Raw genomic sequence first — 24,823 nt, forward strand, 5'->3', positions numbered from 1 at the left:
ACATACGCCTCGTATGCCAATTGACATACGTGGCGTATGAACTATTTCACAGTCATACGCAGCGTATGTAATTTTAGTATGCACCGTTGTCGAGGAGCAGGATCATGCGAAATCCTTATTCGGACATCTTTCGGGCTCCCGGCACGAAAGGCTTCGCCGCGGCGGCTTTCATCGCGCGCTTGCCGATCGCCATGGCCCCGATCGGCATCGTGGCGATGCTGTCGCAGACACATGGCGAATACTGGCTGGCCGGCGCCGTCTCGGCGACCTATGCGCTGGTCAATGCTTTCCTGTCGCCGCAAGTGTCGCGGCTGGTGGACCGACGTGGCCAGACGGCGATCGCAGCACCCATGACGCTCGTCTCGGTGCTTTCCTTCGCGACATTGATCGTCGCGGCCAACCAGCACTGGCCTATCTGGACGTTGTTCAGCTCGGCGCTACTTGCCGCCGCCATGCCCAGCATCCCGGCGCTGGTCCGGGCGCGCTGGACCGAGATCTTCCGCGACCGGCCGGAGCTCAACACGGCGTTCGCCTTCGAATCGGCCGCCGACGAACTGGTCTATGTCGCCGGCGCCTCGCTGTCGGTGGGCTTGAGCGCCGCGCTGTTCCCGGAAGCCGGCATGGTGGTCAGCACATTGCTGCTTGCGCTCGGCTCGGCGGCATTCCTGCTGCAGCGCTCGTCCGAGCCGCCGGTCCGCCCGGCCGAACATGGCGCGGCCGGCTCGGCGATCCGGCTGCGGCCGGTGCAGATCATCACCTTCGCACTGATCTTCGTCGGCGCGACCTTCGCCACGACGGAAGTGACGACGGTGGCGATCACCAAAGAGCTTGGCCAACCTGAGGCGGCGAGCCTCGTCATCGGCGTCTATGCGCTGGGATCCTTCGTGCTGGGCATCATCGTCGGCGCGCTCAGCCTCAAGGCGCCGCTGCAGCGGCAATTGGCGGTCGCGGTCACCGTGATCGCGCTCACCACCTTGCCGCTCCTCTTCGTTGACACGGTGCCGACTCTGGCGCTGGCGGTGTTCGTCAGCGGCGTCGCGATCTCGCCGACCTTCATCACCGCCTTCGGCCTGATCGAGCGCCACGTGCCGCCGGCGATGCTGACCGAAGGCGTCACCTGGGTGACGACCGGCATCGGCATCGGCATGGCGCTGGGTTCCTTCGCCGCCGGCTGGATGGTCGACACTTTCGGCCCGCAGAACGGGTTCTGGGTTTCGGTCGCGGCCGGCGCCATCGCGCTGGCCACCGTGCTCGCCGGCCAATGCCGGCTGGCGACGGACGATTGCGAGGCGGATAGGGGCGAGGCGGTCGTCGCGGCGGAGTGACGGTTATTCGGCCGTCCGATCATTATCGCGGACGTTGGCGGTTGGCCGGAGCCTCCGCGACTTCGTCATCCACGGGCGGAGCGACGCGAAGCGGAGCGCAGACCCGAGGATCCATTCCGTGACCTTGATCATAGAGCGCAGCGGAGCAGAATTCTGAACCGTCGCGGCGCTTCGAGGTCACGGAATGGATCCTCGGGTCTGCGCGCGTCGCTTCGCTCCTTGCTTCGCCCGTGGATGACGAAGTTCCGGAGCTCCGGCCAATCGCCTCCGTCACGGAGACTCCGGTCCGTCAGCAAGGCCGGCGGGCTGCCGTACGGCCTCCGGTTCGTCAACCCTCCGACAGACTACAGAATCTCGGTCTTGGCGATATGGATGCCAAATCCTTCAAGACCGACATAGTGGCGCTCGCGCGAGGCGATCAGGTTGATCGAGGAGATGCCCAGGTCCCTGAGAATCTGGGCGCCAAGGCCGATCTCGCGCCATTCGTTCTCGCGGCGGCGGGCTTCCTCGTGGTCCTCGCGGTCGCCGCTCGCGGGCCGCTTGCGCTCCTGATGGGCGACGCCGACCGAGCCTTCACGCAGATAGACGATGACACCGCGCCTGCGCTCGCCCATCGCCTTCATGATGCCGTCGAGGCGATGGCTGGTACCGAAGACGTCGGTGACGACATCTTCCGAATGCAGCCGTACCGGCACCTCCTCGCCATCGCGGATGTCGCCGAAGACGACCGCGAGATGGTGCATGGAATCCCAAGGCAGCGTGTAGGTGAAGGCCTGCGCCTTGCCGCCGGGCGTGTCGATGTCGGAGCAGGCGACGCGTTCGACCAGCGTCTCCTTGCGCTGGCGATAGGCGATGAGGTCGGCGACCGAGACCTGCTTCAGCCCATGTTCCTCGGCGAAGGCCTGGACTTGCGGCCCGCGCTTGACCGTGCCGTCGTCATTGACCAGTTCGGAAATGACGCCGACCGGCGGCAGGCCGGCGAGCTTGCAGAGATCGACTGCGGCCTCCGTATGGCCGGAGCGCATCAAGACGCCGCCTTCGCGCGCGATCAGCGGGAAGATGTGGCCGGGGCGCACGAAATCCGATGGGCCGACATTGCCGTTGGCAAGGTTGCGCACGGTGAGCGTGCGGTCGTCGGCGGAAATGCCGGTTGTCGTGCCGTGCTTGAAATCGACGCTGACGGTGAAGGCGGTGGTGTGGGCGGAATCATTGTCCGCCACCATCGGCGCGAGGTTCAGCCGCCTCGCGTCCTCGCGCAGCATCGGCGTGCAGACGATGCCGGAGGTGTTGCGGACGATGAAGGCCATCTTCTCCGGCGTGCAATGGACGGCGGCAACGATCAGGTCGCCCTCGTTCTCGCGCCCGTCATCGTCCATGACGACGACGATCTCGCCGCGCTCGAAGGCACGGATCGCTTCGACGATCTTCTTCTGGTCGTAAGGCATCGGCGCTCGCTTCGCTCGCAGGAATTAGGCAGTAGGCAGTAGGCAGTAGGCAGTAGAAGAAAGAAAACGGCTGTGTCGGGCGGTCTACTGCCCTACTCCCCTACTCCCTCCCTGTCTGTCCTCTGTGCCGCAGATAATGATCCGCGATCGCGCAGGCAACCATGGCTTCGCCGATCGGCACGGCGCGGATGCCGACGCACGGGTCGTGGCGGCCCTTGGTCATCACCTCGACATCCTTGCCATCCTTGTCGATCGACTGGCGCGGGGTCAGGATCGAGGAGGTCGGCTTGACGGCGAAGCGGGCAACGATCGCCTGGCCGGTCGAAATGCCGCCCAGTATGCCGCCGGCATTGTTGGACAGAAACACCGGCTTGCCGTCATTGCCCATGCGCATCTCGTCGGCATTCTGTTCGCCGGTGATGCGGGCGGCCTCGAAACCATTGCCGATCTCGACGCCCTTGACGGCGTTGATCGACATCAGGCCGGACGCGATGTCCTGGTCGAGCTTGGCGTAGATCGGCGCGCCGAGGCCGGCCGGCACGCCGTCGGCAACGATCTCGATCACCGCGCCGACCGAGGAGCCGGCCTTGCGGATGCCGTCGAGATAGGCGGTGAAGACCGGGACCGAGGCCGGATCCGGAGTGAAGAACGGGTTCTCGGCGTCGCCGACGAAATTCCAGTTCCAGTTGGCGCGATCGATGGATTTCTCGCCCATCGAGACCAGCGCGCCGCGCACCACCATGCCGGGCACTATCCTGCGCGCCAGGGCGCCCGCCGCCACCCGCGCTGCCGTCTCACGCGCCGAGGAGCGGCCGCCGCCGCGGTGATCGCGCAGGCCGTATTTGACGTCGTAGGTGTAGTCGGCATGGCCCGGCCGATACTGGCGGGCGATCTCGCCATAGTCCTTGGAGCGCTGGTCGACATTCTCGATCAGCATCGACACAGGCGTGCCGGTGGTGATCATCGTCTCGCCGTCCTCGTCGAGTATGAAGCCGGACAGGATCTTGACCTCGTCCGGCTCGCGGCGCTGGGTGACGAAGCGCGACTGGCCGGGGCGGCGGCGGTCGAGCTCGGCCTGGATGTCCTCGCGCTTGAAGCGGATGCCGGGCGGGCAGCCGTCGACAACGCAGCCGAGCGCGGCGCCATGGCTTTCACCCCAGGTGGTGACGCGGAAGAGATGGCCGAATGTGTTGTGCGACATGGGAAATACGCCCTGCCCGGTGAGGGAACCCGGTTAAGGCTGCGTTCTATTGGCGTTTTCCACAGTGGTCAAACGGTGATCGGCTGCATCAAACTGTGATGTGGCGGATTTAGTTTTGACACATTCGGTTGGTTTCTGCTCTCTTCCCATCCGCCGTTGAGGACCCGCCGCTGACAAGCTGGCGCACTGACCTAAAGAGGACGACGATGCGTACCCTGATTGGCGCAGCCTGCGCCATGTTGCTGATTTCCACCGCCGCCGCGTTCGCCGGCCAGACCGAAGGCCTGATCAAGAAGGTCGACAAGGACACGCTGACGCTGACACTTGACGACGGCAAGGCCTACAAGCTCAACGCCGAGACCGATCTCGACTCGCTGAAGCCCGGCATGGACATCGTCATCGCCTATGACGTGACCAATGGCGAGAATGTCGTGACGGATATGCAGTTGCCCGACAGCGACCAGAACTAATCTTTCGAGTTAGAGGCTGGAGCGTCCGTGTTTCGTCATTCTAGGGCGAAGCAAGGAGCGTAGCGACGCGCGCAGACCCTAGAATCCATTCCGTTACGTCGACGCTTTGCAGCGGTGCAGAACGAGTTCTCTTCTGCACCGTTTTTACCATTTGATCCAGGTCACGGCATGGATTCTAGGGTCTCCGCGACGGAGCTTCGCTCCTGCTTCGCCCTAGAATGACGATGCTAACCTTCAAAGCCACTCCAGGCTGCGGCCTTCCAGCCGCAGCAGACGGTCCTGGGGGATTTCGAGGCTGGCGGCTTCCTGTTTGGAAATGCCGGTGACGAAGCGGAAGAAGCAGCGCATGACGCCGCCATGAGTGACGCAGACAGTGGGCCGGTCGAGTGCATCGAACCATGGCTTCACCCGTTCCAGCAGCATCTCGTAGCTTTCCGCGCCCTCGCCCGGCGGCTGGAAATCCCACTTCGCTGCGCGGCGACTTTTGGTCGAACCCGGGACACGCTTTTCGAGTTCGGCAAAGGTGAAACCCTGCCAGTCGCCGAAGCTTAGCTCCACGAGGCGTGGATCGGTGCGGTAGCCGGAGGGATCGAGCCCCATGGCGGCGCGCATCAGCTCCATCGTCTCACGCGTGCGCCGCATCGGACTGGCGACAAAGTCGAAATCCGCAGGATTTCTGACGAGCTCCGCCAGTCGCTCCCCATTGCGCGTCGCCTGCTTGCGACCGAATGCATTGAGGTCGGTGTCGGCCTGGCCCTGCAGGCGGCGCTCGGCATTCCACTCGGTCTGGCCGTGACGCGCGATGTAGACGAGCGGATACATCAGGTCTTCCAAGGTCGGGCCAGGGCCTGGGACGAAGGATAGGCGAAGGTAAGGATCAGTCCTTGACGGTCGAGATATCCGGCGCGTCGACCGCCTTCATGCCAACGACATGGTAGCCGGAATCGACATGATGGACCTCGCCGGTCACGCCGCGCGACAGGTCCGACAGGAAATAGACGCCGGAATCGCCGACCTCTTCCTGGGTGACCGTCTGCTTCAGCGGCGAATTGTACTCGTTCCACTTCAGGATATAGCGGAAATCACCGATGCCGGAGGCGGCCAGCGTCTTGATCGGACCGGCGGAGATCGCGTTGACGCGGATCTTCTTGGCGCCGAGATCGACCGCGAGGTAGCGCACGCTTGCTTCCAGCGCCGCCTTGGCGACGCCCATGACGTTGTAATGCGGCATCACCTTCTCGGCGCCGTAATAGGTCAGCGTCAAAAGCGAGCCGCCATCGGTCATCAGCGGCTCGGCGCGCTTGGCGATGGTGGTGAAGGAATAGACCGAAATGTCCATGGTCCGCAGGAAATTGTCGCGCGTCGTCTCGACATAACGGCCGGTGAGCTCGTCCTTGTCGGAAAAGGCGATGGCGTGGACGAGGAAGTCGAGCTTGCCCCAGTGCTTGGCGATGTCGGCGAAGACCGCGTCGAGGCTTTCCGGGTCGGTGACGTCGCAATGGCCTGCGACATGCGCGTTGAGTTCGGCCGCGAGCGGCTCGACGCGCTTCCTGAAGGCCTCGCCCTGATAGGTCAGAGCGATTTCGGCGCCGTGATCGACGCAAGCCTTGGCGATGCCGAAAGCGATCGACCGATTGTTGGCGACGCCCAGGATCAGGCCCCGCTTACCGGCCATCAGGCCCTGTCCACCCGCCATGTGCAAGCTCTCCGCAAGAATATCTGCTTTGTGGAGAGCCTATCGCACAGGCACAAAGCCCCTTCAAGCGCTCAAAAGACACTGCAACAGGAACAAAATTCCCTCAATCAGCCTTTTCTGCGGCGCATCAGGGCCTCGAGTTCGGCATCGCCGCCTCCCGGCAGCATCAGCCGCACATGGGCATAGAGATCGCCATGGCCGCCTGCCTTTTCCGGCAGGCCCCTGCCCTTGAGGCGCAGCACCTTGTCCGAGCTCGACCATGCGGGCACGTTGACCGCGAGCTTGCCGGTCGGCGTCTCGACCGCCACTTTGGCGCCAAGCACCGCATCGGCCAGATCGACGGGAAGATCGACATGCAGGTCGCGGCCTTCGATGCGATAGCGCGAATGGCGGCGGATGTGGATCTTGACCAGCGCGTCGCCAGGCTGGCCCGGACCCTGCTCGCCCTGGCCCTTCAAGCGGATCGTCTGGCCATCCTCGACATAGGCCGGCAGCTTGACCGCCACCTTGCGGCCGTCGGGGAACATCGCCGTCACCTTATCGGCGGTGGCTGCCTCCTCGACACTGATATCCATGGTGACGTTGAGGTCCGCGGCCTGGACCGGCTGACGCCGGTCGGCCCGGCCGGCGCCGCGGGCACCGGAGAAGGCATCGCCAAAAATCTGGCTGAAGATGTCGCTGTTGCCGTCGAACGGATCGCCGCCCGGGCGCCCGCTGCGAAATTCGAAATGCGCGCCGCCGGGGCCTTGCTGACGGCGGAATCCGGCAAACGGATCGCCGCCGGCTGCGCCTTCAAAGCCCTGGAATTTAGGCTTGCCGTCGGCGTCGATCTCGCCGCGATCGTAGGCGGCGCGCGTCTTCTCATCGCCGACGATCTCGTAAGCCTGGTTGGCCGCGGCAAAACGGTCCTTCGCCTTCGGATCATTCGGATTCTGGTCCGGATGATACTTCTTGGCGAGCTTGCGGTAAGCCGATTTTATGTCCTTGGCCGATGCGTTCTTGGCAACGCCCAGCACCTCATAGGGGTCGCGCATGCTTCCTGCCTGCATGAGAGAATGGATTTATGAGTCGCCTCCTATATGCGCTCGCATAGGAAGAAATTCCAGTGGCGCAAGGGCAATTGGCGCCCGAAAATCAGAGTGCCGGACAATCAGAGCGCCTTGAATTCCTGCATGCGCCAGCCGCCGGCCTCGGCTAGGCACAGCTCGCCCTTGTAGAGGGCGACGCCGTCGAAGCTCTCGCGCGTGGCGCTGAAGCGGCGGCAGGTCAGGCCGCCATCCTTCAGTTCCACCAGTTCGGTGATCGCGCCGCGGGACCCGGTCCCGGCATTGGCCCATGGCACCGCTTGGCCGGCAAGCTCCTTCAAGTCGGCGGAGGAAACGGCGTTGCCGATGGTGGTCTGGTCGGAGTCCTTATCAGCCGCCGGGGCAGCCGGCGACGACGGCGCGCTGGAGGTGATGATCGAGCGGTCGACGTCGGCCTTTTCGAGACTGAAGCCGCCGGCACCGCAGCCGGCAAGCGGTAACGCCAACGTCACGACCACAGCCTTGACGCTGGCAGAAGCGATAACGCCCCATTGCCTGCTGTCAAAAGCTTGCGCGATACGCGACAATCGGCCAACTCCTCCCGCAACGGTAAAAATTCGGAAAACTATGAACGAAACTGAGTTAACAAGCAGTGACTTCACCGAGGCCGCGGAGCCGTTCAGGCTCTTTGCCGCATGGCTGGAGGACGCCACCAAAAGCGAGCCCAACGATCCCAACGGCGTAGCGCTGGCAACCGTCGACGCCGACGGCATGCCGGATGTGAGAATGGTGCTGCTCAAGGGGTTCGACGAAAAGGGATTTGTCTTCTACACGAATTTCGAGAGCGCCAAGGGCCGCGAGATTCTTGGCAGCATGAAGGCGGCGATGTGCTTCCACTGGAAATCGCTGCGCCGCCAGGTGCGTATACGCGGGCCGGTGGAGATCGTCAGCGACGCCGAGGCCGACGCCTATTACGCGACACGCCCGCGCGGCAGCCGCATCGGCGCCTGGGCCTCGAAACAGTCGCGGCCGCTGGAAAGCCGGTTCGCGCTGGAAAAGGCGGTGGCCGAATACACGGCGCGCTACGCCATCGGCGAGATTCCGCGGCCGAAACATTGGTCGGGTTTCCGCATCCTGCCGCAGACAATCGAGTTCTGGCAGGACAGGCCGTTTCGCCTGCACGACCGCATTCTTTTTTCGCGCAACGCCGCCGGCTGGGACAAGACGCGGCTTTATCCTTGAACGGTACCGCAGGCGAAGGTCTCAGCCCTTCTTGCGCGTCATGAAGGCGGTGAGCGCAGCGCGCGCCTCGTCCGACTTGAGCCGCTCGCGGAAATGCTCGCTTTCGACCTCGATGCGGGCGATCAATTCCTCGCGCGGCGCGCGCATCAGGTCGCGCGCGATCTTCAGCGCCTCAGGCGGCTTGGCCGCGATGTCGGCGGCGGCCGCCAACACGGCGCTTTCGAGGGCCTCTTCCGCGACGACATCGTAGATCATACCGGCGGCCTTGGCGCGCTCGGCCGAAAAGCCTTCGCCGAGGCCGAGCAGCGCGAAGGCGCCCTGCCGGCCAAGCAGCCGCGGCGCGATCAGACTGGAGCCGGCTTCAGGCACCAGGCCGAGATCGACAAAGGGCGTGCGGAACAGCGTGCGCGGCGTGGCGAAGGTCAGGTCGCAATGCAGGTTGAGCGTGGTGCCGATGCCGACGGCGATGCCGTCGACGCCCGACACCATCGGCTTTTCGGCCTTGGCCAGCGCCATCAGGAAATCCCAGACCTCGTTGCCACCCTCGCCGCCGGTGGCGATGACCAGGAAATCGGCTAGGTCGTTGCCGGCGGAAAACGCGCCCGGAACGCCGAGGAAGACATGGACGCGGACCGCCGGATCGGCATCGCCTTCGGCGAGCGCCGCCGACATTTTCGCATACATGGCGCGCGTCAGCGCGTTCTTCTTGTCCGGGCGGTTGACGCGGATGATCTGCACGGCGCCCTGGCGCTCGACGACGATGTGGTCTGTCACGATCTTTTTCCTTGTGAACGTCAAGCGGAAATCAGTTGCTTGCCGGCGGCGGCGAGGCTCTCGGCGCCGTCGACGACACGCTCCTTGAGCGCGCGCGTCTCACCGAGCAGGTTTTCTGCAAAGAAGCGGCAAAGCGCGACGCGGCTGCGGTCGGCCAGCCCGCCTTGCGCCAGATAGGCGCCGCCGGCAGCGAGCGAGATCAGGCGCAGATAGGGCGTGGCGCCGGCCATCGCGGCGTCGGTCTTGCCGTCGGCCATGAGCTTCTGCAGGAACCGCGTCGCCTCTTCGAGATCGGCCAGCGCATGGTCGAGTTTGTCGGCGGTGCGGCCGAAACCGTCAATGTTGGAGGTGCGCACCGCATCGGCCACAGCTTTCAATTCGCCGATATAGGAATGCACATGCTCGCCACCGCCGAGCGGCAGCTTTCGCGCCACAAGATCGATCGCCTGGATGCCGTTGGTGCCTTCATAGATCGGCGCGATGCGCGCGTCGCGATAGAGCGCTGCGGCACCTGTCTCCTCAATGAAGCCCATGCCGCCATGCACCTGGACGCCGATCGAGGCGACCTCGACGCCGACATCGGTCGAGAAGGCTTTAGCGAGCGGCGTCAGCAGGTTGGCGCGGTCGCGCCAATTGGCGGCGGCCTCGCCCTGGCCGACGCGCGCGCGGTCGATGGCGTGGGCGCAGGAATAGCTGATCGAGCGGGCGATCTGGGTCAGCGCCTTCATGGTGAGCAGGTTGCGCTGTACATCGGGGTGATGGACGATCGGCGCCATGCCAGCGCCCGTATAAGCGGAAGCCTTGCCCTGGCGGCGCTCGTTGGCATAGGCGATCGCCTTCTGCGTGGCGGTCTCGGCCACCCCCACGCCCTGCATGCCGACGGCAAGGCGGGCGTTGTTCATCATGGTGAACATGCAGGCGAGCCCCTTGTTCTCCTCGCCGATCAGCCAGCCGATGGCGCCGGGTGTGGAGCCTTGAAAACCGTCGCCGTAGATCATGGTGCAGGTCGGCGAGGCATGGATGCCGAGCTTGTGCTCGAGGCCGGAACAGAAGACGTCGTTGCGAGCGCCGAGCGAACCGTCGTCGTTGACGAAAAACTTCGGCACCAAAAACAGCGAGATGCCGCGCGTGCCGGCCGGCGCGTCGGGCAATCTGGCCAGCACCAGATGCACGATGTTGTCGGTGAAATCGTGCTCGCCATAGGTGATGAATATCTTCTGCCCGAAGATGCGGTAGGTGCCGTCGCCGATCGGCTCGGCGCGCGTACGCAAGGCCGCGAGGTCCGAGCCCGCCTGCGGCTCGGTCAGGTTCATCGTCCCCATCCACGCGCCGGAGACGAGTTTTGCCAGGTATTTGGCCTTGAGTTCCTCCGAGGCGTGTTTGTCGAGCGCCTCGACCGCGCCCATGGTTAGCGTCGGACCAATACCGAAGGCCATGGCGGCGGAGTTCCACATTTCGAGCGCGGCGACGCCGAGCATGGTCGGCAGGCCCTGACCGCCGAATTCCTCAGGACCGGACAGCGCGTTCCAGCCACCCTCGATCCAGCGCCGGTAGAGCTCCTTCCAGCCGGGCGGCGTGGTGACGGCGGCGTCCTTCAGCACAGCGCCTTGCTCGTCGCCGATCTTGTAGAGCGGAGCAACCTCCTCGCTGGCGAAACGGCCGGCCTCGGCCAGGATCGCGTCGACAAGGTCCTCGCCGAGATCGCCAAAAATGCCGGCGTCAAGCGCCGGCTTCAGTCCCGCCACCTGCTTCAGCGTGAAGGCGATGTCCTCGACCGGCGCGCGATACATGTCTGCTCCTCCCATTCCGGCCGAGCGTAGGCGCATGGCCGAAGCGAAGCCATCCACCTTTGGGCCGGCCTCACGCCTTCTTTTTACGTAAACGTCAACTTTTGTCACGCGGATTTTGCTTGAACTTCGTCATCCACGGGCGGAGCGGGAGCACCGCGAACGCGTAGAGCCGAGGATGGGCCTGACAACCGGAAAACCGCGTCCGCTTTTCCTGGATTACCAGCCGGATGTAATTCGGCGTAGAATTTTGAATGGTAATTGCAACATTGAGATTGGCCGTGGCCTTCGCGATTTCGTCATTCTATGGCGGAGCAAGGAGCGAAGCGACGCGCGCAGACCATAGATCCATTCCGTTACTTTGAGGCGCTTCTACGGTGCAGAATTCTACTCCGCTGCATCCCACGGCCAAGGTCACGGAATGGATCCTCGGGTCTACGCGTCCGCTGCGCTCCCGCTCCGCCCGTGGATGACGAAGCTCGGACGCTGCGCTGATCTCCGGAGTCTGCGATTGCTTCGTTGGGGCAAGCGAACCTTCGCGCTGGTCCAAGCGTCCGAAATCGCGCAGAAACAAAACGGTCTCTCAACGTATGCTGCGTCCCACCGCCTGCAGCGCCAGGAAGGCTTCGTAGCGCCTGTCATGCCAAGCCCGCATTTCACCGGTCGCCGGGGTGAAAACATCGCCAAGCCGGGACATGGCAGGCATGGCGCTTGAAAGGTCCGCATACCGGCCGGCCGCGACAGCTCCGAGCATCGCAGCGCCCAGCAGCACCGGTTCGGGCGATTGCGACGCGGCGACCGCCAAGCCGGCGGCGTCGGCAAGCAGCTGGCGCACCAGCGGCGACTGCCCGGCGCCGCCGCTGATGACGATGGTGTCGACGGCAAGACCGGATGACGCCATCGCCGCCACGATCTGGCGCACGCCGTAGCCGAGGCCGCAAAGCCCGGCCACGTAAAGGCCGACGAGATTTTCGACGGAACGGTCCGTGCCAAGCCCGGCAATCAGGCCGCGCGCGTCCGGATCGGCCAAGGGCGAGCGATTGCCGAGGAATTCGGGAACGACATGGATGCTTCCCGCGAGCGTGGCCGCGGCCGATAAGTCGGGCGAACCCGCCGTGGCGGCCGCGGCGAGCCAATCGACCAGCGATTTGCCTTCCGTAGCGGCGCGCGCAGAAGCCTCGGTTTCGGCCGGGTGGAAATGCACCAGCAGATCGATGGCCGCGCCGGCCGCCGACTGGCCGCCTTCGCTCAGCCAAAGCCCTGGCACCATAGCTGAATAATACGGCCCCCAGACTCCCGGAACGAAGGCCGGGCCTTCGCTGCTTGCCATGGTGCAGGCAGAGGTGCCGAGCACATAGGCCATGCGCGAGGCGATGGTGCCGGCTTCGCCCGCGGCCCCCACGGTGCCGACGCCGCCGGCATGGGCGTCGATCAGCCCGGCAGCGACGACGGTGCCTGGAACCAGTCCCAATTCACCGGCGGCCGCTTCCGTCAGGCCGGCGCCCAGCGCCGTGCCGGGATCGACCACGTCGGTGCCGATGCGGATAAAACCCTCGTCGGCAAGCTCGCCGAGCCCCACGGCATGGAAATAGCTTTCGTCCCAGCGCCGCTCGTGGCCGAGATAGGTCCATTTGCAGGCGAGCGTGCAGACCGAGCGGGCAAGGCTGCCCGTGGCGCGCCAGGTCAAATAGTCGGCCAGGTCGAAGAAATGCCGCGCTTGGGCAAAGGTCCCCGGCAGGTTCTCCTTGAGCCACAAAAGCTTCGGCGTCTCCATTTCCGGCGATATGACGCCGCCAACATAGTCGAGGACCGGATGCCGCAGGGCGTTGATGCGCCTGGTCTGGTCGAGGGCTCGGTGGTCCATCCAGACGATGATGTTCCTGTCGCTATCTCCCGAGCGGCCGACCGGCAAAGCCTCGCCCTCGTCGCCGACCACCACCAGCGAACAGGTCGCGTCGAAGCCGATGCCACCGATTTCCCGGGGATCGACGCCCGCCTTCCCGACCGCCTCGCGCACGCTGGCGCACACGGCCTCCCAGATGTCCCGGCTCGACTGCTCGGCGATCTCACCGGGCTCGACGAAGAGCGCGATGTCGCGCTTGGCGGAAGCGAGCAGCTCGCCGCGCTCGTCAAAGACGCCGGCGCGTGCGCTGCCGGTGCCGACATCAATGCCGAGGAAGTGGGAAGGCATGGGGACCTCAGGAGGTTAGGCAGTAGGGGAGTAGGAAGTAGGAAGGCAGTAGGCAGTAGGCAGTAGGCAGTAGGCAGTAGGCAGTAGGCAGTAGGCAGTAGGCAGTAGAACGATTGTTTAGTCGTGAGCGGTCGGTCGCAAGAGCAGAGATCTCTTCCCCTACTCCCCTACTCCCCTACTCCCCTACTCCCTTCACAAATCATTGCTCTGCGGCAGGATCACCAGATCCCGAATGGTGACGTTTCTCGGCCGCGTCAGCATGAACAGGACGGCGTCCGCGACCTCCGTGGGCTGCATCAGTCCGCCGGCCGCCAGCTCGTCCTCGAGCTTCTGCTTCGGCCAATCGCTGATCAGCGCCGTCACCACCGGTCCGGGCGCCACCGCGCCGACGCGCAGGCCATGCTTGGCGACCTGCCGGCGCAGCGTATGGACGAAGGCCTGGATGGCGTGCTTGGAGGCCGTGTAGACCGGTTCCCAGACGACAGGGACGAGGCCCGCAATCGAACTTGTGACGATGATGTCGCCGGTCTTGCGTTCGACCATATGCGGCAGCACCGCGTGCACCGAGCGGAACACCGAGTTGATGTTGAGGTTCAGCATGCGGTCCCAGGCATCCGGATCGCCGTTGAGGATCTCGCCGCCCACATAGGAGCCGGCATTGGCGTGGAAGATGTCGAGCTGGCCGGCCTTGTCGAGGATGCCGGGCATCATGGTCGCCACGCTAGCCGGGCTGGTGAGGTCGACCACCAGCGGGATCGCGCCATCGCCGAGCTCGACGACCACCTCCTTCAGCCTGTCCTGCGCGCGGTCGACCAGAACGACGCGGGCGCCGGCGGCAAGCATCGCCCTGGCGCATTCGAGGCCGATGCCCGATGCCGCGCCGGTGACCGCGGCGACTTTTCCCGAAAGATCGTGAGCCATGTGTACCCTTCTCGTTTGAACTGTTCAGGCGCGGCCGTGCGAAGCACGGGAACGGCGCGCGAGGGAATCGACGATCACGGCGATGGCCAGAACGGCACCGGTGATCATGTAACGAAGCGACGAGGACAGATCGAGCAGCGTCAGGCCGCTGGCGATCGACTGGATGACGATGATGCCGAGCAGCGCGGAATAGGCGCTGCCGCGGCCGCCGAACAGGCTGGTGCCACCGATGACCGCGGCCGCGATCGCGTTCAGGTTGACGTCGCCGGTGCCGGCCTGCTGGCTGGCGGAAGCAAGCCTGGCGGCCGCAAGCACACCGCCGAGCGCGGCAAAGAGCGAGCAGAGCGCGAAAGCGCTGAGATAGATGGCGCGGACCTTGATGCCGGCGCGCCGTGCTGCCTCGCGGTTGCCGCCGACGGCGGTCATCGAGCGCCCCCATTTGGTCCGGGTCAGCGCATAGTTCATCGCCACGACGAGGCCGACGAAGAGGCCGAACATCCACGGGATGCCGCGCGACTGGTTGAGATAGGCGACGATCAGCTCGAGGCCGACGGTAATGACGGCGACGCGCACGATGAGCCCGGTCACGGACGGTGCCGACAGGTTGGCCGCCCGGCGGCGCGCGAAGGTGCGAAGCCCGGAGATCAGCAGCGCCAGGCCCGGGATCGCTGCCAGCGTGTACGATACCCATTTCGGCATCACCATCAGCTGGCCGAAATCCACCAAAGCGGAGCCGTATGGCAGGTTGATCGAGCCGGTGGAGCCGAGAATGTAGAGCTGCATGCCCAGCACCGCGAGCAAGCCGGCCAGCGTCGAAACGAAGCTCGGCATGCCCAGACGGTTGAACAAAATGGCATAGAGCGAGCCGATCAGGGCGCCGAAGGCCAACGCCGCCAGGATGGCGAGCGCGACCGGCCATCCCTGGTTGACCCAGAGCGTGCCGACTATCGCGGAGGCGAAGCCGCTGATCGAGCCGACGGAAAGGTCGATCTCGCCGACCATCAGCACGCAGACGATGCCGAGCGCGATGACGCCGACCGTCGAGCAGTCGAAGAGAAGATTGACCAGATTGCTGCTGGAAACGAACACGGGATTGAGGCTGGTGAATACGGTCCAGATGACCACCAGGCCGACGATGACCGGCAGAGAGCCGAGATCGCCGCTACGCACGCGGTCGAGGAAGGCGCGGAGCGCGCCGCCGAAGCCGGCTTCATGCTTCACTCGCGCATCGGCGCGGTCGAGGGCCATCGGGGCGGAGGTGCTTTTCTCTGCCGTCATGGGCGTTGCTCCCCCGCCTGTGCGCTGCCGCTGTGATCGCGCTCCATGCGCAGGCGCTCGACGCGGCGCGACACCGCGTTGTTGGACGCGCCCGTGATGGCGCTCACCAGATCCTGGTTCGAGGCGTCGGGCTCGAAGACGCCGTTGTTGCGCCCCAGCCGCAGCACCACGATGCGGTCGGCGACGGCGCGGACATCTTCCATGTTGTGGCTGATCATCACGACGCCGAGGCCGCGCGCGCGGACGCGGTCGATAAGGTTGAGCACCTCCGCCGTCTGGGCGACGCCAAGCGCCGCGGTCGGCTCGTCGAGCAGGATGAGTTTCGGCTCGAGCAGCAGCGAGCGCGCGATGGCGACCGTCTGGCGCTGGCCGCCGGACAGCGAGGCGACCGCCTCGCGCACGCTCGGGATGCGCGCCGACAATTCGTTGAGCAGCGTCCAGGCGCGCATCTCCATCGCCACCTCGTCCAGCCGCAGCGGGCTGAGCTCGTTGCCCAGGAAAATATTGGCGACCACATCGAGGTTTTCGCAGAGCGCCAGATCCTGGAACACGGTTGCGATGCCAAGCGTCAGCGCCGCGCGCGGATCGGGCAGCGTGACCGGCTTGCCGCGGAAATTGATCGTTCCCGCGCTCGGCTGATGCACGCCTGCGAGGATCTTGACCAGCGTCGACTTGCCGGCGCCGTTGTCGCCGACCAGCGCGACGACCTCGCCGGCATGGACATCGAAATCGATATCGGTCAGCGCCGAAACGGCGCCGAAATTCTTCGATATGCCGCGCAGGCTGAGCACCAGCTCGCCGGCGGAAGCCGACCTTTCGGGACTTTCACTCATGCGCCGCCTTTCTTGACTGTCGTTCGCTGGACATCCGGCCGCCAAGGAGCGGCCGGATGCCATATGGATCACTTCGTGATGCCGAGCTTCTTGCAGCCCTCGGCATAGCGATCGACGCAGAGTTCGGCCGCCGTGTTGATCTTCTTGTCGATGATCTCGGCCTTGAGGTTCTCCTGCGTCACCACCGCCGGCGTGAACAGCTGCGAGGGCGTGTCGTAGAGCGTCATCTCTGCCTTCGGCTTTTCGCCCGACAACAGCTTGACGGCCACGTTGGCCGCGGCCGCCGCAACGATCTCGCTCGGCTTGGAGATGGTGTTGTACTGGTCGCCGGCGATGATCAGCTGCAGCGCCGCGATGGTCGCGTCGTTGCCGGTCACCGGCGGAACCGGATCGACGCCTGCTGCCTTGAAAGCGGCGATCGCGCCGCCGCCGGTGCCGTCATTGGCCGCGACGACGCCGAGGATCTTGGTGCCGAAGCGGGTGATCTGGCCGCTCGCCCATTGCTGTGCCTTCGGCGGCGCCCATTCCGGCGTGTCGAACTCGGCCAGGATCGGATAGCCGCTGTTGTCGAGGCCTTCGTGGATGCCCTTCTTGATCAGGCCGGCGGCAGCGTCGGTCGGCGAGCCGTTGATCTGCAGCAGGCCGCCGCCGGCCGGGTCGACCTTCAGAGCCTTGAGGTGCTCGATCAGCGAGTCGGCGATGGCCTTGCCGATGCCTTCATTGTTGAAGGAGACGTAGAAATCGGCGGGCGCCGTCGGGATGGGCCGGTCATAGGCGATCACCTTGACGCCCTGGCTCTGGGCGAGCTTGACCAGCGAGGCGGCGGCGGTCGAATCGACCGGGTCGAGCACGATCGCCTTGGCGCCCTGCGAGATCACCGAATTGAACTGCTGCTGCTGGCGCGCCGCATCGGCGTCGGCGTTTTGATAAATCACCTTGCAGCCAGGGCAGAGCTTCTTCATCTCGGCGACGAAGCCGGGATAGTCGTGCTGCTCGTAGCGGGTCGACGCCTGGTCGGGCATCAGGAAGGCAACCGTAGCATCGGTTACCGTGTCGGCGAAGGCCGCGGTGCTGCCGAGCAGCGAGACCGCGAAAACGGCCGCGATCGTCGATTTAAAGGCAAACGGCGATTTCCAAGCATGTCTGGTCATTCGAATGTCTCCGTTTCGAGAAATGGTTTCACGAGGACCTGCGCGGTGGACCACGCGCCAGGCCTTGACTGCATGTCGAACTGTTGGGAGGAGTATTGTCAGTGGCCGAGGATCGATCCGATCCCGGTAAACTCTACAAGCATCCTCCTGAACGTGCTGGATTCGAAACAAACGATCTCCAGCACAGGGTGCTCCGCACCCCGCGTCCTTCCTTCCCTGAATCTTTTGTTGTTTGACCAATTGCGGACGGAGGCTACGGCAAGCTCGCCGCGTTCAACCGCTTCGCAATTGCTCTAGGCTCCTCCCGCTTCCTCCCTGTTAGGCGGCTATCTCCGCGTTGATATTCTCAGCCAACAAGGCCCTGAAGCGCGAAGGCGACATGCCTTTCTGCGCCAGGAACTGACGGTTGAAATTCGAGATGTTGTTGTAGCCGGCGGCGTAGCAGATTTCGGTGATCGACATCTGGTCCTCGCTCATCAGCAGCTGACAGGCAAGGTTGATGCGCAGGCGGTTGACATACTGCACAAGTGCCATTCCGGTGTGCCGGCGGAAGCTGCGCGAGAAGGCGCTCGGGCTGCGCCCGGCGATCTCGGCGAGCGTCCCTTCGCTGAAAGGCTCGGTCAGGTGGCAATTGATGTAAGCGAGCGCCTGGTTGATGCCGGCCGACATGAAGCCCGAGGGGTCGGGCAGATAGCCCGCGCTGGCCAGCGTGCGGACGTCGCCGGCGCGGTTCAATATATCGAGCACGGCCATGAACAGCGACAGGCGGCGCACGCCCTGCGCCTCGACCAGTTCGGCCAGCAAGGGCGCGCAGAGCTCGGCTGTCGCCGCCGAGAACAGCGCGCCGCGGCGGCTGGTTTCGAGAATGCCGGCGCAGGCGGCAAGTTCGGGCAGCGCGGCGGAGGCACCAGCGATGAATTCTTCCGAGAATTGAACGACGCGGCCACGCAGCGGCACGGTCTCGCCCGGCGGCACGTCGCTGACCCAGTTGTGCGGCAAATTGGGCCCGGTAAGCACCAGATTGCCCGGCTCGAACTCGCCGATGAAGTCGCCGACGAAATAGCGGCCGGTGGTGGCGACGACCAGATGCAGCTCGTATTCGGGATGGAAGTGCCAGCGCACGGTGCGGAAAGGATAGCCGTGGGCCCAGGCCTTGAACGACTCTCCCTGTCTGATCTGGACGACTTCCAGGTCCGGATTCATCTTCATTTCCTCCCCGCGCGGGTCCGGTCTTGGGACCGGTTGCTGCGCTTCGTCAGGCAGGCCTGTGTATTCCCACTGGCCGCCGTGATTGAAGCTTAGGCGGCAATTGAAACGCCTGCCACCACGGCTTGTCCACCCGACCGATACTTTTTTGACGTTTCGGAGCAGGTCGAAGCAGCCGATGTTTTGAAAGCACTTCCTTAACCATAGCGGTTCAGGATCGTTCTCTGGTCAGTGGGGACACCCTGATTGAAAAAGCCGGCGCGCCCTCTTCGCCGCCTGGCGCTTCTCGCGGCGGCGATTGCGCTGGGCACGGCGGCAAAGGCCTCGGATTTCTCCGAGCCGTGGAAGAATGTCGACCGCCCGCTGGTCATCGACGCCTACGAATACAATTCGATCGACTGGCAGCAGCTCGTCACCGACAAGCGTGTCGCCGGCTTCATCAACAAGGCGTCCGACGGGCTGCCGCCGCCCTATTTCTGCTTCGGCGCCGAAGCCGACATCAAACTCTGCAAGGCGCAGTGGAAGCGCTATGCGGTGACGCGCGAATTGTTCCAGACGCGCAAGGTGGTGGCCAAGGCGCTCGGCCTGAAATGGGGCGCCTATCACCTGGCGCGGCCCGGCAACCCGGTCGAGCAGGCCAATAATTTCATCGATTTCGCCGAGCCGGCGCCCGACGAGCTGATGGCCCTCGACATCGAAGGCATCGATGCAACGCAATGGATGTCGCTGGAGGACGCTGAAGAATTCGTGCGCCAGGTGCATCGCCGCCTCGGCCGCTTCCCGGTGCTCTATGTCAACGGCAAGACCGCCCAGTATATCGCCGATAACCGCTACCAGTATCGGCTCCTGTCGCGGCTGCCGCTCTGGTATGCGCGCTACAAGCCGGATATCGACGTGCATTTCCCGATGGGCAACTGGCAGGGCTATGCGCTCTGGCAATTCTCGGCGCACACCAATTGCGGCCGCTTCCGTTGCCCCTACCGCGTGCCCGGCACGCCCAACGACATCGACGTCAGCGTCGCGCCGATGAGCGCTGACGAGCTGCGCCGGCAATGGGCCTTTGGCGGCCTGCTCGACGTGCCGGCCGACTACCTCGCCTCGATCCCGGTGCCGGTTTCGCGTGAGATGGCGCTCGCCGGCAAGGTGACCATCACCTATGCCGACGTGGCGGCGCCGCCGACCTTCGAGGAGATGGTGGCGGTGCTCGGCGCGCGCTGGGAGACATTCCGCGACGGATTCCGCATGCCGGTGGTGAAGACGGTGCCTCGGCGCGCCGGCTTCGGCATCGCGCAATATGTCGCCTGGAAACGCTCCGGACAGCGCACGCCCGAGCAGATCGACGCGGCCTTCGCCGCTGCCGCCGATCCGGTCAGCACCGCCTCAACCGCGCTCGACAGCGCCAAGCGCTGACTTCTTCCAAGAGCCGACTTGTTCCCGGAGCCGAGCGACATCAGCGATGGCTGCCCAGGCTGGCATACATGCCGGTGGTGCGAAACTGCGTCGGATTGATGCCGTAACAGCGGCGAAAGACCTTGGAGAAGTAGTTCGCGTCCTCGAAGCCGCACAGCACCGCGACTTCCTTGACCGGCAGGAAATCGGCCTTGGTCAGGAGTTTCGCCGCGCGTTGCAGGCGCTGCTGCAGCACGAATTCGGCCGGCGGCAATCCTTCGCTCTCGGCGAAGCAGCGCGAGAAATGGGCACGGCTCAAGCCACTGATCTGAACCAGCTCCGCCACCGGCAGCGGCTTGTCGAGATTGGCGTTGATGTGGTCGATGACCGGTTGCATGGCGCTTTGCTTCTCGGCGAAGGCGTGCGAGCCGAAGACGTCGTCATAAAGCGCCATTGCCGCCTCGTAGGCGATCGCCGAGGCCGCGCCTGGCGAAGCGGCGCCCTTGATCAGCCGCAGGCTGCAATCGGCAAGGTGATCGATGGTGGCCGGCTGCAGCCGCAGCACCGGGCCCGAGACGCTGAGGATGGACTTGTGGATGCGTAGCGCCTCCTCGCCGTTCATCGAGATCCAGAAATATTCCCAGCGGTCGCCCTTGGCCAACCAGTAGCGATGATTGTGCGGCACCAGAACCAGCAGCGTGTCGTTCGCCTGCAGGCGGTAATTGCGGCTCTCGTAGCGCAATTGGCCGGTGCCGCCGATCGTATGCTGGAGAACCGTGAACGGGGTCTGGCCGCGCTTCCTGCCGTCCCAGTCATATGCCTCGTCCTCGCGCAGTTCATAGCCCGTGCTGGTCGGCATGGCATGCAGGCGCTGGCGGCCGCGCGGCAGCGAGATCGTCCGCATCAGCTTTCCGTTGGCGATCAGGTCCCGCAGCACAAAATTACCCTCGAAAGCATAATCCTTCTCTGGCCCCCTCGGCGAATAAGCGCATAATCCGGCCCTCAAGAACGCGAAAGACCCGCGGTCGAGGAGCGGGCGGGAGGAGAAAGAGCCGGATTTCCGGCTTTGAATGGCATGCGCGCTGTTGCGCGCGGCCATGTTCTCTCCTTTGCTCCTTGCCTAGCATTCGATTGGATCGAGGTGAAGGTGATGAGTTTCAAAATCGCTATTATCGGCGCCGGCAGCGTCGGCTTCACCAAGAAGCTGTTCACCGACATTTTATGCGTGCCGGAGTTCAAGGGTATCGAATTCGCGCTGACGGATGTCAGCGAGCACAATCTGGCGATGATCAAGGCGATCCTCGACAGGATCATCGAGGCTAACAAGTTGCCGACCAAGGTGACGGCGACCACCAACCGCCGCGAGGCGCTGGAGGGCGCGCGCTATATCATCAGCTGCGTGCGCGTCGGCGGGCTCGAAGCCTATGCCGACGACATCCGCATCCCGCTGAAATACGGCATCGACCAATGCGTCGGCGACACGATCTGCGCCGGCGGCATTCTCTACGGCCAGCGCAACATTCCGGTGATCCTCGACTTCTGCAAGGATATAAGGGAGGTCGCCGCCACCGGCGCCAAGTTCCTCAACTACGCCAACCCGATGGCGATGAACACCTGGGCAGCGATCGAATACGGCAAGGTCGACACGGTCGGCCTCTGCCACGGCGTTCAGCATGGCGCCGAGCAGATTGCCCAGGTGCTAGGCGCAAAGTCGCCCAAGGAGCTCGACTATGTCTGCTCCGGCATCAACCACCAGACCTGGTTCATCGAGCTCAAGCTGAACGGCCGGCCGATCGGCAAGGACGAATTGATCTCCGCCTTCGAGGCGCATCCGGTCTATTCGAAGCAGGAAAAGCTGCGCATCGACGTGCTGAAGCGTTTTGGGGTCTATTCGACCGAAAGCAACGGCCACCTGTCGGAATATCTGCCCTGGTATCGCAAGCGTCCCGACGAGATCGCGCGCTGGATCGACATGTCGGACTGGATCCATGGCGAGACGGGCGGCTACCTGCGCTACTCGACCGAAACCCGCAACTGGTTCGAGACGGAATATCCGCAATTTCTCGAAGCGGCCTCGAAACCGATCGACTCGGCAAAACGCTCGAACGAACACGCCAGCCACATCCTCGAGGCGCTTGAGACCAATCGCGTCTATCGCGGCCATTTCAACGTCAAGAACAACGGCGTGATCACCAACCTGCCGCAGGATGCCATCATCGAATCGCCCGGCTTCGTCGACCGGTTCGGCATCAACATGGCAGCCGGCATCACCTTGCCGGAAGCCTGCGCGGCCACCTGCATGGCTTCGATCAACGTCCAGCGCATGTCGGTGCATGCCGCCATCGCCGGCGACATCGACCTGTTGAAGCTCGCCGTGCTGCACGATCCGCTGGTCGGAGCCGTGTCGACGCCGGAAGAGGTCTGGCAGATGGTGGACGAGATGGTCGTCGCGCAGGCTCAATGGCTGCCGCAATATGCGCATGCCGTTCCGGCGGCAAAGGAGCGGCTTTCGAAATCCAAGGTCAAGACGCGTGAATGGGCAGGCGCGGCGCGGCGCAGCGTGCGCTCGATCGAGGAATTGCGCGCCGAGAAGGCGGCGCTGAAACAGGCCGGCTGAGACTGGGACAAGCAGCCGGACCTGCTGGAGGCAGGTCCCGTCGGAATGAGCCGTCCCGAACAAGAGGCGGGCAACAGCAGACATCCAAACATCTGGGAGGAGACTATGAGGAACCTGCATAGAATTGGTATCGCCGCCGGGCTGATGCTGAGCGTTTCAGTCCATGCACTCAACGCTTTCGCGTCCGAACCGACCGTGCCGCCGCAGCCGGCGACATTCCCGGCCGAAGGCAAGATCCACTATGTGGCGCGCGACTCCATCCTGGAGTTCAAGGCGCTGCCCGAATATCACGAGCCGGACTGGGTAACGGAGAAATACGTCAAGACCGGCAAGTTGCCGCCGGTCAAGGACAGACTGCCCAAGGAGCCGCTGGTCTTCAAGACCGGCAACATGCCCGACGGCATCGGCGTCTATGGCGACACGATGCGCCACGTCATCGGCGGCAGGCCGGAAGGCTGGAACTACGGCGCCGGCCAGACGCAAGGCTGGGGCGGCATCGATATCGGCTTGTCCGAATGCCTGACGCGCACGGCGCCGCTGTTCCAGGTCGAGGCCAAGGACACCGAGCCGCTTCCGAACCTCGCCAAGAGCTGGGACTGGTCGAGTGACGGCCACAAGCTCACCATGCATCTGATCGAAGGCGCCAAATGGTCGGACGGCGCGCCCTTCAACGCCGACGACGTCATGTTCTACTGGGATGACGAGGTCGTCGATCCCAACGTCTCGCCGCTGAACGGCGCCACGCCCGAAACTTTCGGCGTCGGCACGACGCTGAAGAAGGTCGACGACTACACCGTCGAGTGGACCTTCAAGGAGGCGTTCCCGCGGCAATATCTCTATGCGATGGCCTACGGCACCTTCTGTCCCGGCCCTTCGCATATCCTGAAGCCGCAGCATCCGAAATATTCGAAGAATACCTACGACCAGTTCAAGAACGCCTTCCCGCCGGATTATATGAACATGCCGGTGATGGGCGCCTGGGTGCCGGTCGAATACCGGCCGGACGATATCATCGTCTTACGGCGCAACCCCTACTATTGGAAGGTCGACGAAAAGGGCAACCAGCTGCCCTATCTCAACGAGCTGCAATACAAGCTGTCGACCTGGGCCGACCGCGACGTCCAGGCGGTGGCGGGCTCCGGCGACTTCTCGAACCTTGAGCAGCCCGAGAATTTCGTCGCCTCGCTGAAGCGCGCGGCCGACCCGAACGCGCCGGCCCGGCTTGCCTTCGGCCCGCGCCTCATCGGCTACAATCTGCGCATGAATTTCTCCGCCAATGGCTGGGGCAACCCGGACGAACGCGGCCAGGCGCTGCGCGAATTGAACCGCAACGAGGACTTCCGCAAGGCGGTGACCATGGCGCTCGACCGCAAGGCGCTGGGCGACTCGCTGGTCAAGGGTCCGTTTACCGCCATCTATCCGGGCGGCTTCTCGTCGGGCACCAGCTTCTATGACCGCAAGTCGACCGTCTACTATCCGTTCGATCTCAAAGGCGCCAAGGCCGAGCTTGCCAAGGCCGGGCTGAAGGACACTGATGGCGACGGCATCGTGAACTTCCCGGCCGGCACCGCCGGCGGCAAGAATGTCGAGATCGTGATGCTGGTCAACAACGACTACACCACCGACAAGAGCCTCGCCGAAGGCGTCGTCGCGCAGATGGAAAAGCTCGGACTGAGGGTCGTCCTCAACGGGGTCAACGGAACGCAGCGCGACGCCATCCAATATTCCGGCCGTTTCGATTGGCTGATCCGGCGCAACGAGACCGAGCTCACCTCGGTGGTGCAAAACACCGAGCAACTTGCTCCCGTCGGCCCGAAGACCAGCTGGAATCACCGCGCGCCGGAAAGCGGCGAAGTCGACCTGATGCCCTTCGAGAAGGACCTCGTGGACATCGTCAACAAGTTCGTGACGACGCAGGACAACGACCAGCGTGCCGACCTGATGCGAAAGTTCCAGAAGATATCGACCGAGCATGTCTACAATGTCGGGCTGACCGAGTATCCGGGCGCGCTCATCATCAACAAGCGCTTCTCCAACATCCCGCAAGGCACGCCGATCTACATGTTCAACTGGGCCGAGGATTCGATCATCCGCGAACGTGTCTTCGTCGCCGCCGACAAGCAGGCGAAGCACGAATTGTATCCGGAGGAGCTTCCCGGCAAACCGGGTGACAAGGGTCCGATGTAAGGTTTACCTCCCCTGACGAAAAGACGTCCGGCCGCGCCGCGGCGCGGCCGGACAACGAAACCTCCGAACGCACCTCAGGGAGCGA

General features: G+C 64.2%; 21 protein-coding genes. 6 read left to right on the forward strand and 15 right to left on the reverse strand.

The features are described from left to right. The first annotated feature begins 104 nt into the window (after positions 1-104). On the forward strand, positions 105-1,325 hold the full coding sequence (locus LB552_RS10815) for an MFS transporter (RefSeq protein ID WP_224605136.1): 1,221 nt from the start codon (positions 105-107) through the stop codon (positions 1,323-1,325). A 344-nt stretch (positions 1,326-1,669) separates the two neighbouring features. Here LB552_RS10815 and ribB read toward each other — a convergent pair whose 3' ends face one another. Together ribB and aroC are read right to left on the reverse strand one after the other, a co-directional pair. Continuing rightward, positions 1,670-2,770: a 3,4-dihydroxy-2-butanone-4-phosphate synthase gene (gene ribB, locus LB552_RS10820; RefSeq protein WP_224605146.1), complete on the reverse strand. Its 1,101-nt coding sequence runs from the start codon at positions 2,768-2,770 to the stop codon at positions 1,670-1,672. A gap of 100 nt (positions 2,771-2,870) precedes the next feature. Continuing rightward, the gene (aroC, locus tag LB552_RS10825; RefSeq protein ID WP_224605149.1) at positions 2,871-3,971 is read right to left on the reverse strand and encodes a chorismate synthase; all 1,101 of its coding nucleotides are present in this window, start codon (positions 3,969-3,971) and stop codon (positions 2,871-2,873) included. A 206-nt stretch (positions 3,972-4,177) separates the two neighbouring features. Here aroC and LB552_RS10830 point away from each other — a divergent pair, with 206 nt between their 5' ends. After that, the gene (locus LB552_RS10830; protein WP_224516004.1) at positions 4,178-4,441 is read left to right on the forward strand and encodes a DUF1344 domain-containing protein; all 264 of its coding nucleotides are present in this window, start codon (positions 4,178-4,180) and stop codon (positions 4,439-4,441) included. 234 nt (positions 4,442-4,675) lie between these two features. Here LB552_RS10830 and LB552_RS10835 read toward each other — a convergent pair whose 3' ends face one another. The 4 genes from LB552_RS10835 to LB552_RS10850 form a co-directional block, all read right to left on the reverse strand. Further along, entirely contained in the window at positions 4,676-5,263 is a 588-nt protein-coding gene (locus LB552_RS10835) for a histidine phosphatase family protein (RefSeq protein ID WP_224605152.1), read from the reverse strand. A 55-nt stretch (positions 5,264-5,318) separates the two neighbouring features. Further along, complete coding sequence (gene fabI / locus LB552_RS10840) at positions 5,319-6,137, reverse strand: enoyl-ACP reductase FabI (protein ID WP_095766743.1); 819 nt, start codon at positions 6,135-6,137, stop codon at positions 5,319-5,321. 107 nt (positions 6,138-6,244) lie between these two features. After that, positions 6,245-7,171, reverse strand: coding sequence for a DnaJ C-terminal domain-containing protein (locus tag LB552_RS10845; RefSeq protein WP_224605155.1), 927 nt, complete (start codon positions 7,169-7,171; stop codon positions 6,245-6,247). Between the two features lie 116 nt (positions 7,172-7,287). Further along, positions 7,288-7,749, reverse strand: a complete 462-nt coding sequence (locus LB552_RS10850; protein ID WP_224605157.1) for an RT0821/Lpp0805 family surface protein — start codon at positions 7,747-7,749, stop codon at positions 7,288-7,290. Here LB552_RS10850 and pdxH point away from each other — a divergent pair. Beyond that, the gene (gene pdxH, locus LB552_RS10855; protein WP_411962463.1) at positions 7,685-8,404 is read left to right on the forward strand and encodes a pyridoxamine 5'-phosphate oxidase; all 720 of its coding nucleotides are present in this window, start codon (positions 7,685-7,687) and stop codon (positions 8,402-8,404) included. The two genes, LB552_RS10850 and pdxH, sit on opposite strands and share 65 nt — an antisense overlap. Before the next feature lie 21 nt (positions 8,405-8,425). Here the strand turns inward: pdxH and LB552_RS10860 are convergent, their stop codons facing one another. The 8 genes from LB552_RS10860 to LB552_RS10895 all read right to left on the reverse strand — a co-directional run bounded on the left by LB552_RS10860 (position 8,426) and on the right by LB552_RS10895 (position 18,542). Then, entirely contained in the window at positions 8,426-9,178 is a 753-nt protein-coding gene (locus LB552_RS10860) for a crotonase/enoyl-CoA hydratase family protein (RefSeq protein WP_224605158.1), read from the reverse strand. Positions 9,179-9,198: 20 nt separating this feature from the next. Beyond that, the gene (locus LB552_RS10865; RefSeq protein WP_224605160.1) at positions 9,199-10,968 is read right to left on the reverse strand and encodes an acyl-CoA dehydrogenase family protein; all 1,770 of its coding nucleotides are present in this window, start codon (positions 10,966-10,968) and stop codon (positions 9,199-9,201) included. Between the two features lie 580 nt (positions 10,969-11,548). Then, positions 11,549-13,156: an FGGY-family carbohydrate kinase gene (locus LB552_RS10870; RefSeq protein WP_224605171.1), complete on the reverse strand. Its 1,608-nt coding sequence runs from the start codon at positions 13,154-13,156 to the stop codon at positions 11,549-11,551. 192 nt (positions 13,157-13,348) lie between these two features. Beyond that, positions 13,349-14,077, reverse strand: a complete 729-nt coding sequence (locus tag LB552_RS10875; RefSeq protein ID WP_224605173.1) for an SDR family oxidoreductase — start codon at positions 14,075-14,077, stop codon at positions 13,349-13,351. A 24-nt stretch (positions 14,078-14,101) separates the two neighbouring features. Beyond that, the gene (locus tag LB552_RS10880) at positions 14,102-15,355 is read right to left on the reverse strand and encodes a sugar ABC transporter permease (RefSeq protein WP_224605175.1); all 1,254 of its coding nucleotides are present in this window, start codon (positions 15,353-15,355) and stop codon (positions 14,102-14,104) included. Next, the gene (locus LB552_RS10885) at positions 15,352-16,188 is read right to left on the reverse strand and encodes an ATP-binding cassette domain-containing protein (RefSeq protein WP_140845839.1); all 837 of its coding nucleotides are present in this window, start codon (positions 16,186-16,188) and stop codon (positions 15,352-15,354) included. The genes LB552_RS10880 and LB552_RS10885 overlap by 4 nt, the downstream gene beginning before the upstream one ends. 68 nt (positions 16,189-16,256) lie before the next feature. Continuing rightward, complete coding sequence (locus LB552_RS10890; RefSeq protein WP_140845838.1) at positions 16,257-17,339, reverse strand: sugar ABC transporter substrate-binding protein; 1,083 nt, start codon at positions 17,337-17,339, stop codon at positions 16,257-16,259. 318 nt (positions 17,340-17,657) lie between these two features. After that, on the reverse strand, positions 17,658-18,542 hold the full coding sequence (locus LB552_RS10895; protein WP_095770174.1) for an AraC family transcriptional regulator: 885 nt from the start codon (positions 18,540-18,542) through the stop codon (positions 17,658-17,660). A gap of 249 nt (positions 18,543-18,791) precedes the next feature. On the opposite strand from LB552_RS10895, the gene LB552_RS10900 reads away from it, so the two are divergent. Then, positions 18,792-19,955 carry a glycoside hydrolase family 25 protein gene (locus LB552_RS10900; protein ID WP_224605178.1) on the forward strand — a complete coding sequence of 388 codons (1,164 nt, stop codon included), beginning with the start codon at positions 18,792-18,794 and terminating at the stop codon, positions 19,953-19,955. Between the two features lie 40 nt (positions 19,956-19,995). Here LB552_RS10900 and LB552_RS10905 read toward each other — a convergent pair whose 3' ends face one another. After that, the gene (locus tag LB552_RS10905) at positions 19,996-20,838 is read right to left on the reverse strand and encodes an AraC family transcriptional regulator (protein ID WP_263481586.1); all 843 of its coding nucleotides are present in this window, start codon (positions 20,836-20,838) and stop codon (positions 19,996-19,998) included. Between the two features lie 246 nt (positions 20,839-21,084). On the opposite strand from LB552_RS10905, the gene LB552_RS10910 reads away from it, so the two are divergent. Then, on the forward strand, positions 21,085-22,551 hold the full coding sequence (locus LB552_RS10910; protein ID WP_224605183.1) for an alpha-glucosidase/alpha-galactosidase: 1,467 nt from the start codon (positions 21,085-21,087) through the stop codon (positions 22,549-22,551). Between the two features lie 105 nt (positions 22,552-22,656). Next, positions 22,657-24,738 (forward strand): ABC transporter substrate-binding protein, encoded by a 2,082-nt coding sequence (locus LB552_RS10915; protein ID WP_224605186.1) that lies wholly within the window; start codon positions 22,657-22,659, stop codon positions 24,736-24,738. The last annotated feature ends 85 nt before the right edge of the window (positions 24,739-24,823 follow it).

The organism is Mesorhizobium sp. CA7, from assembly GCF_020165015.1.
In the GTDB taxonomy this organism is placed as follows: Bacteria; Pseudomonadota; Alphaproteobacteria; order Rhizobiales; family Rhizobiaceae; genus Mesorhizobium.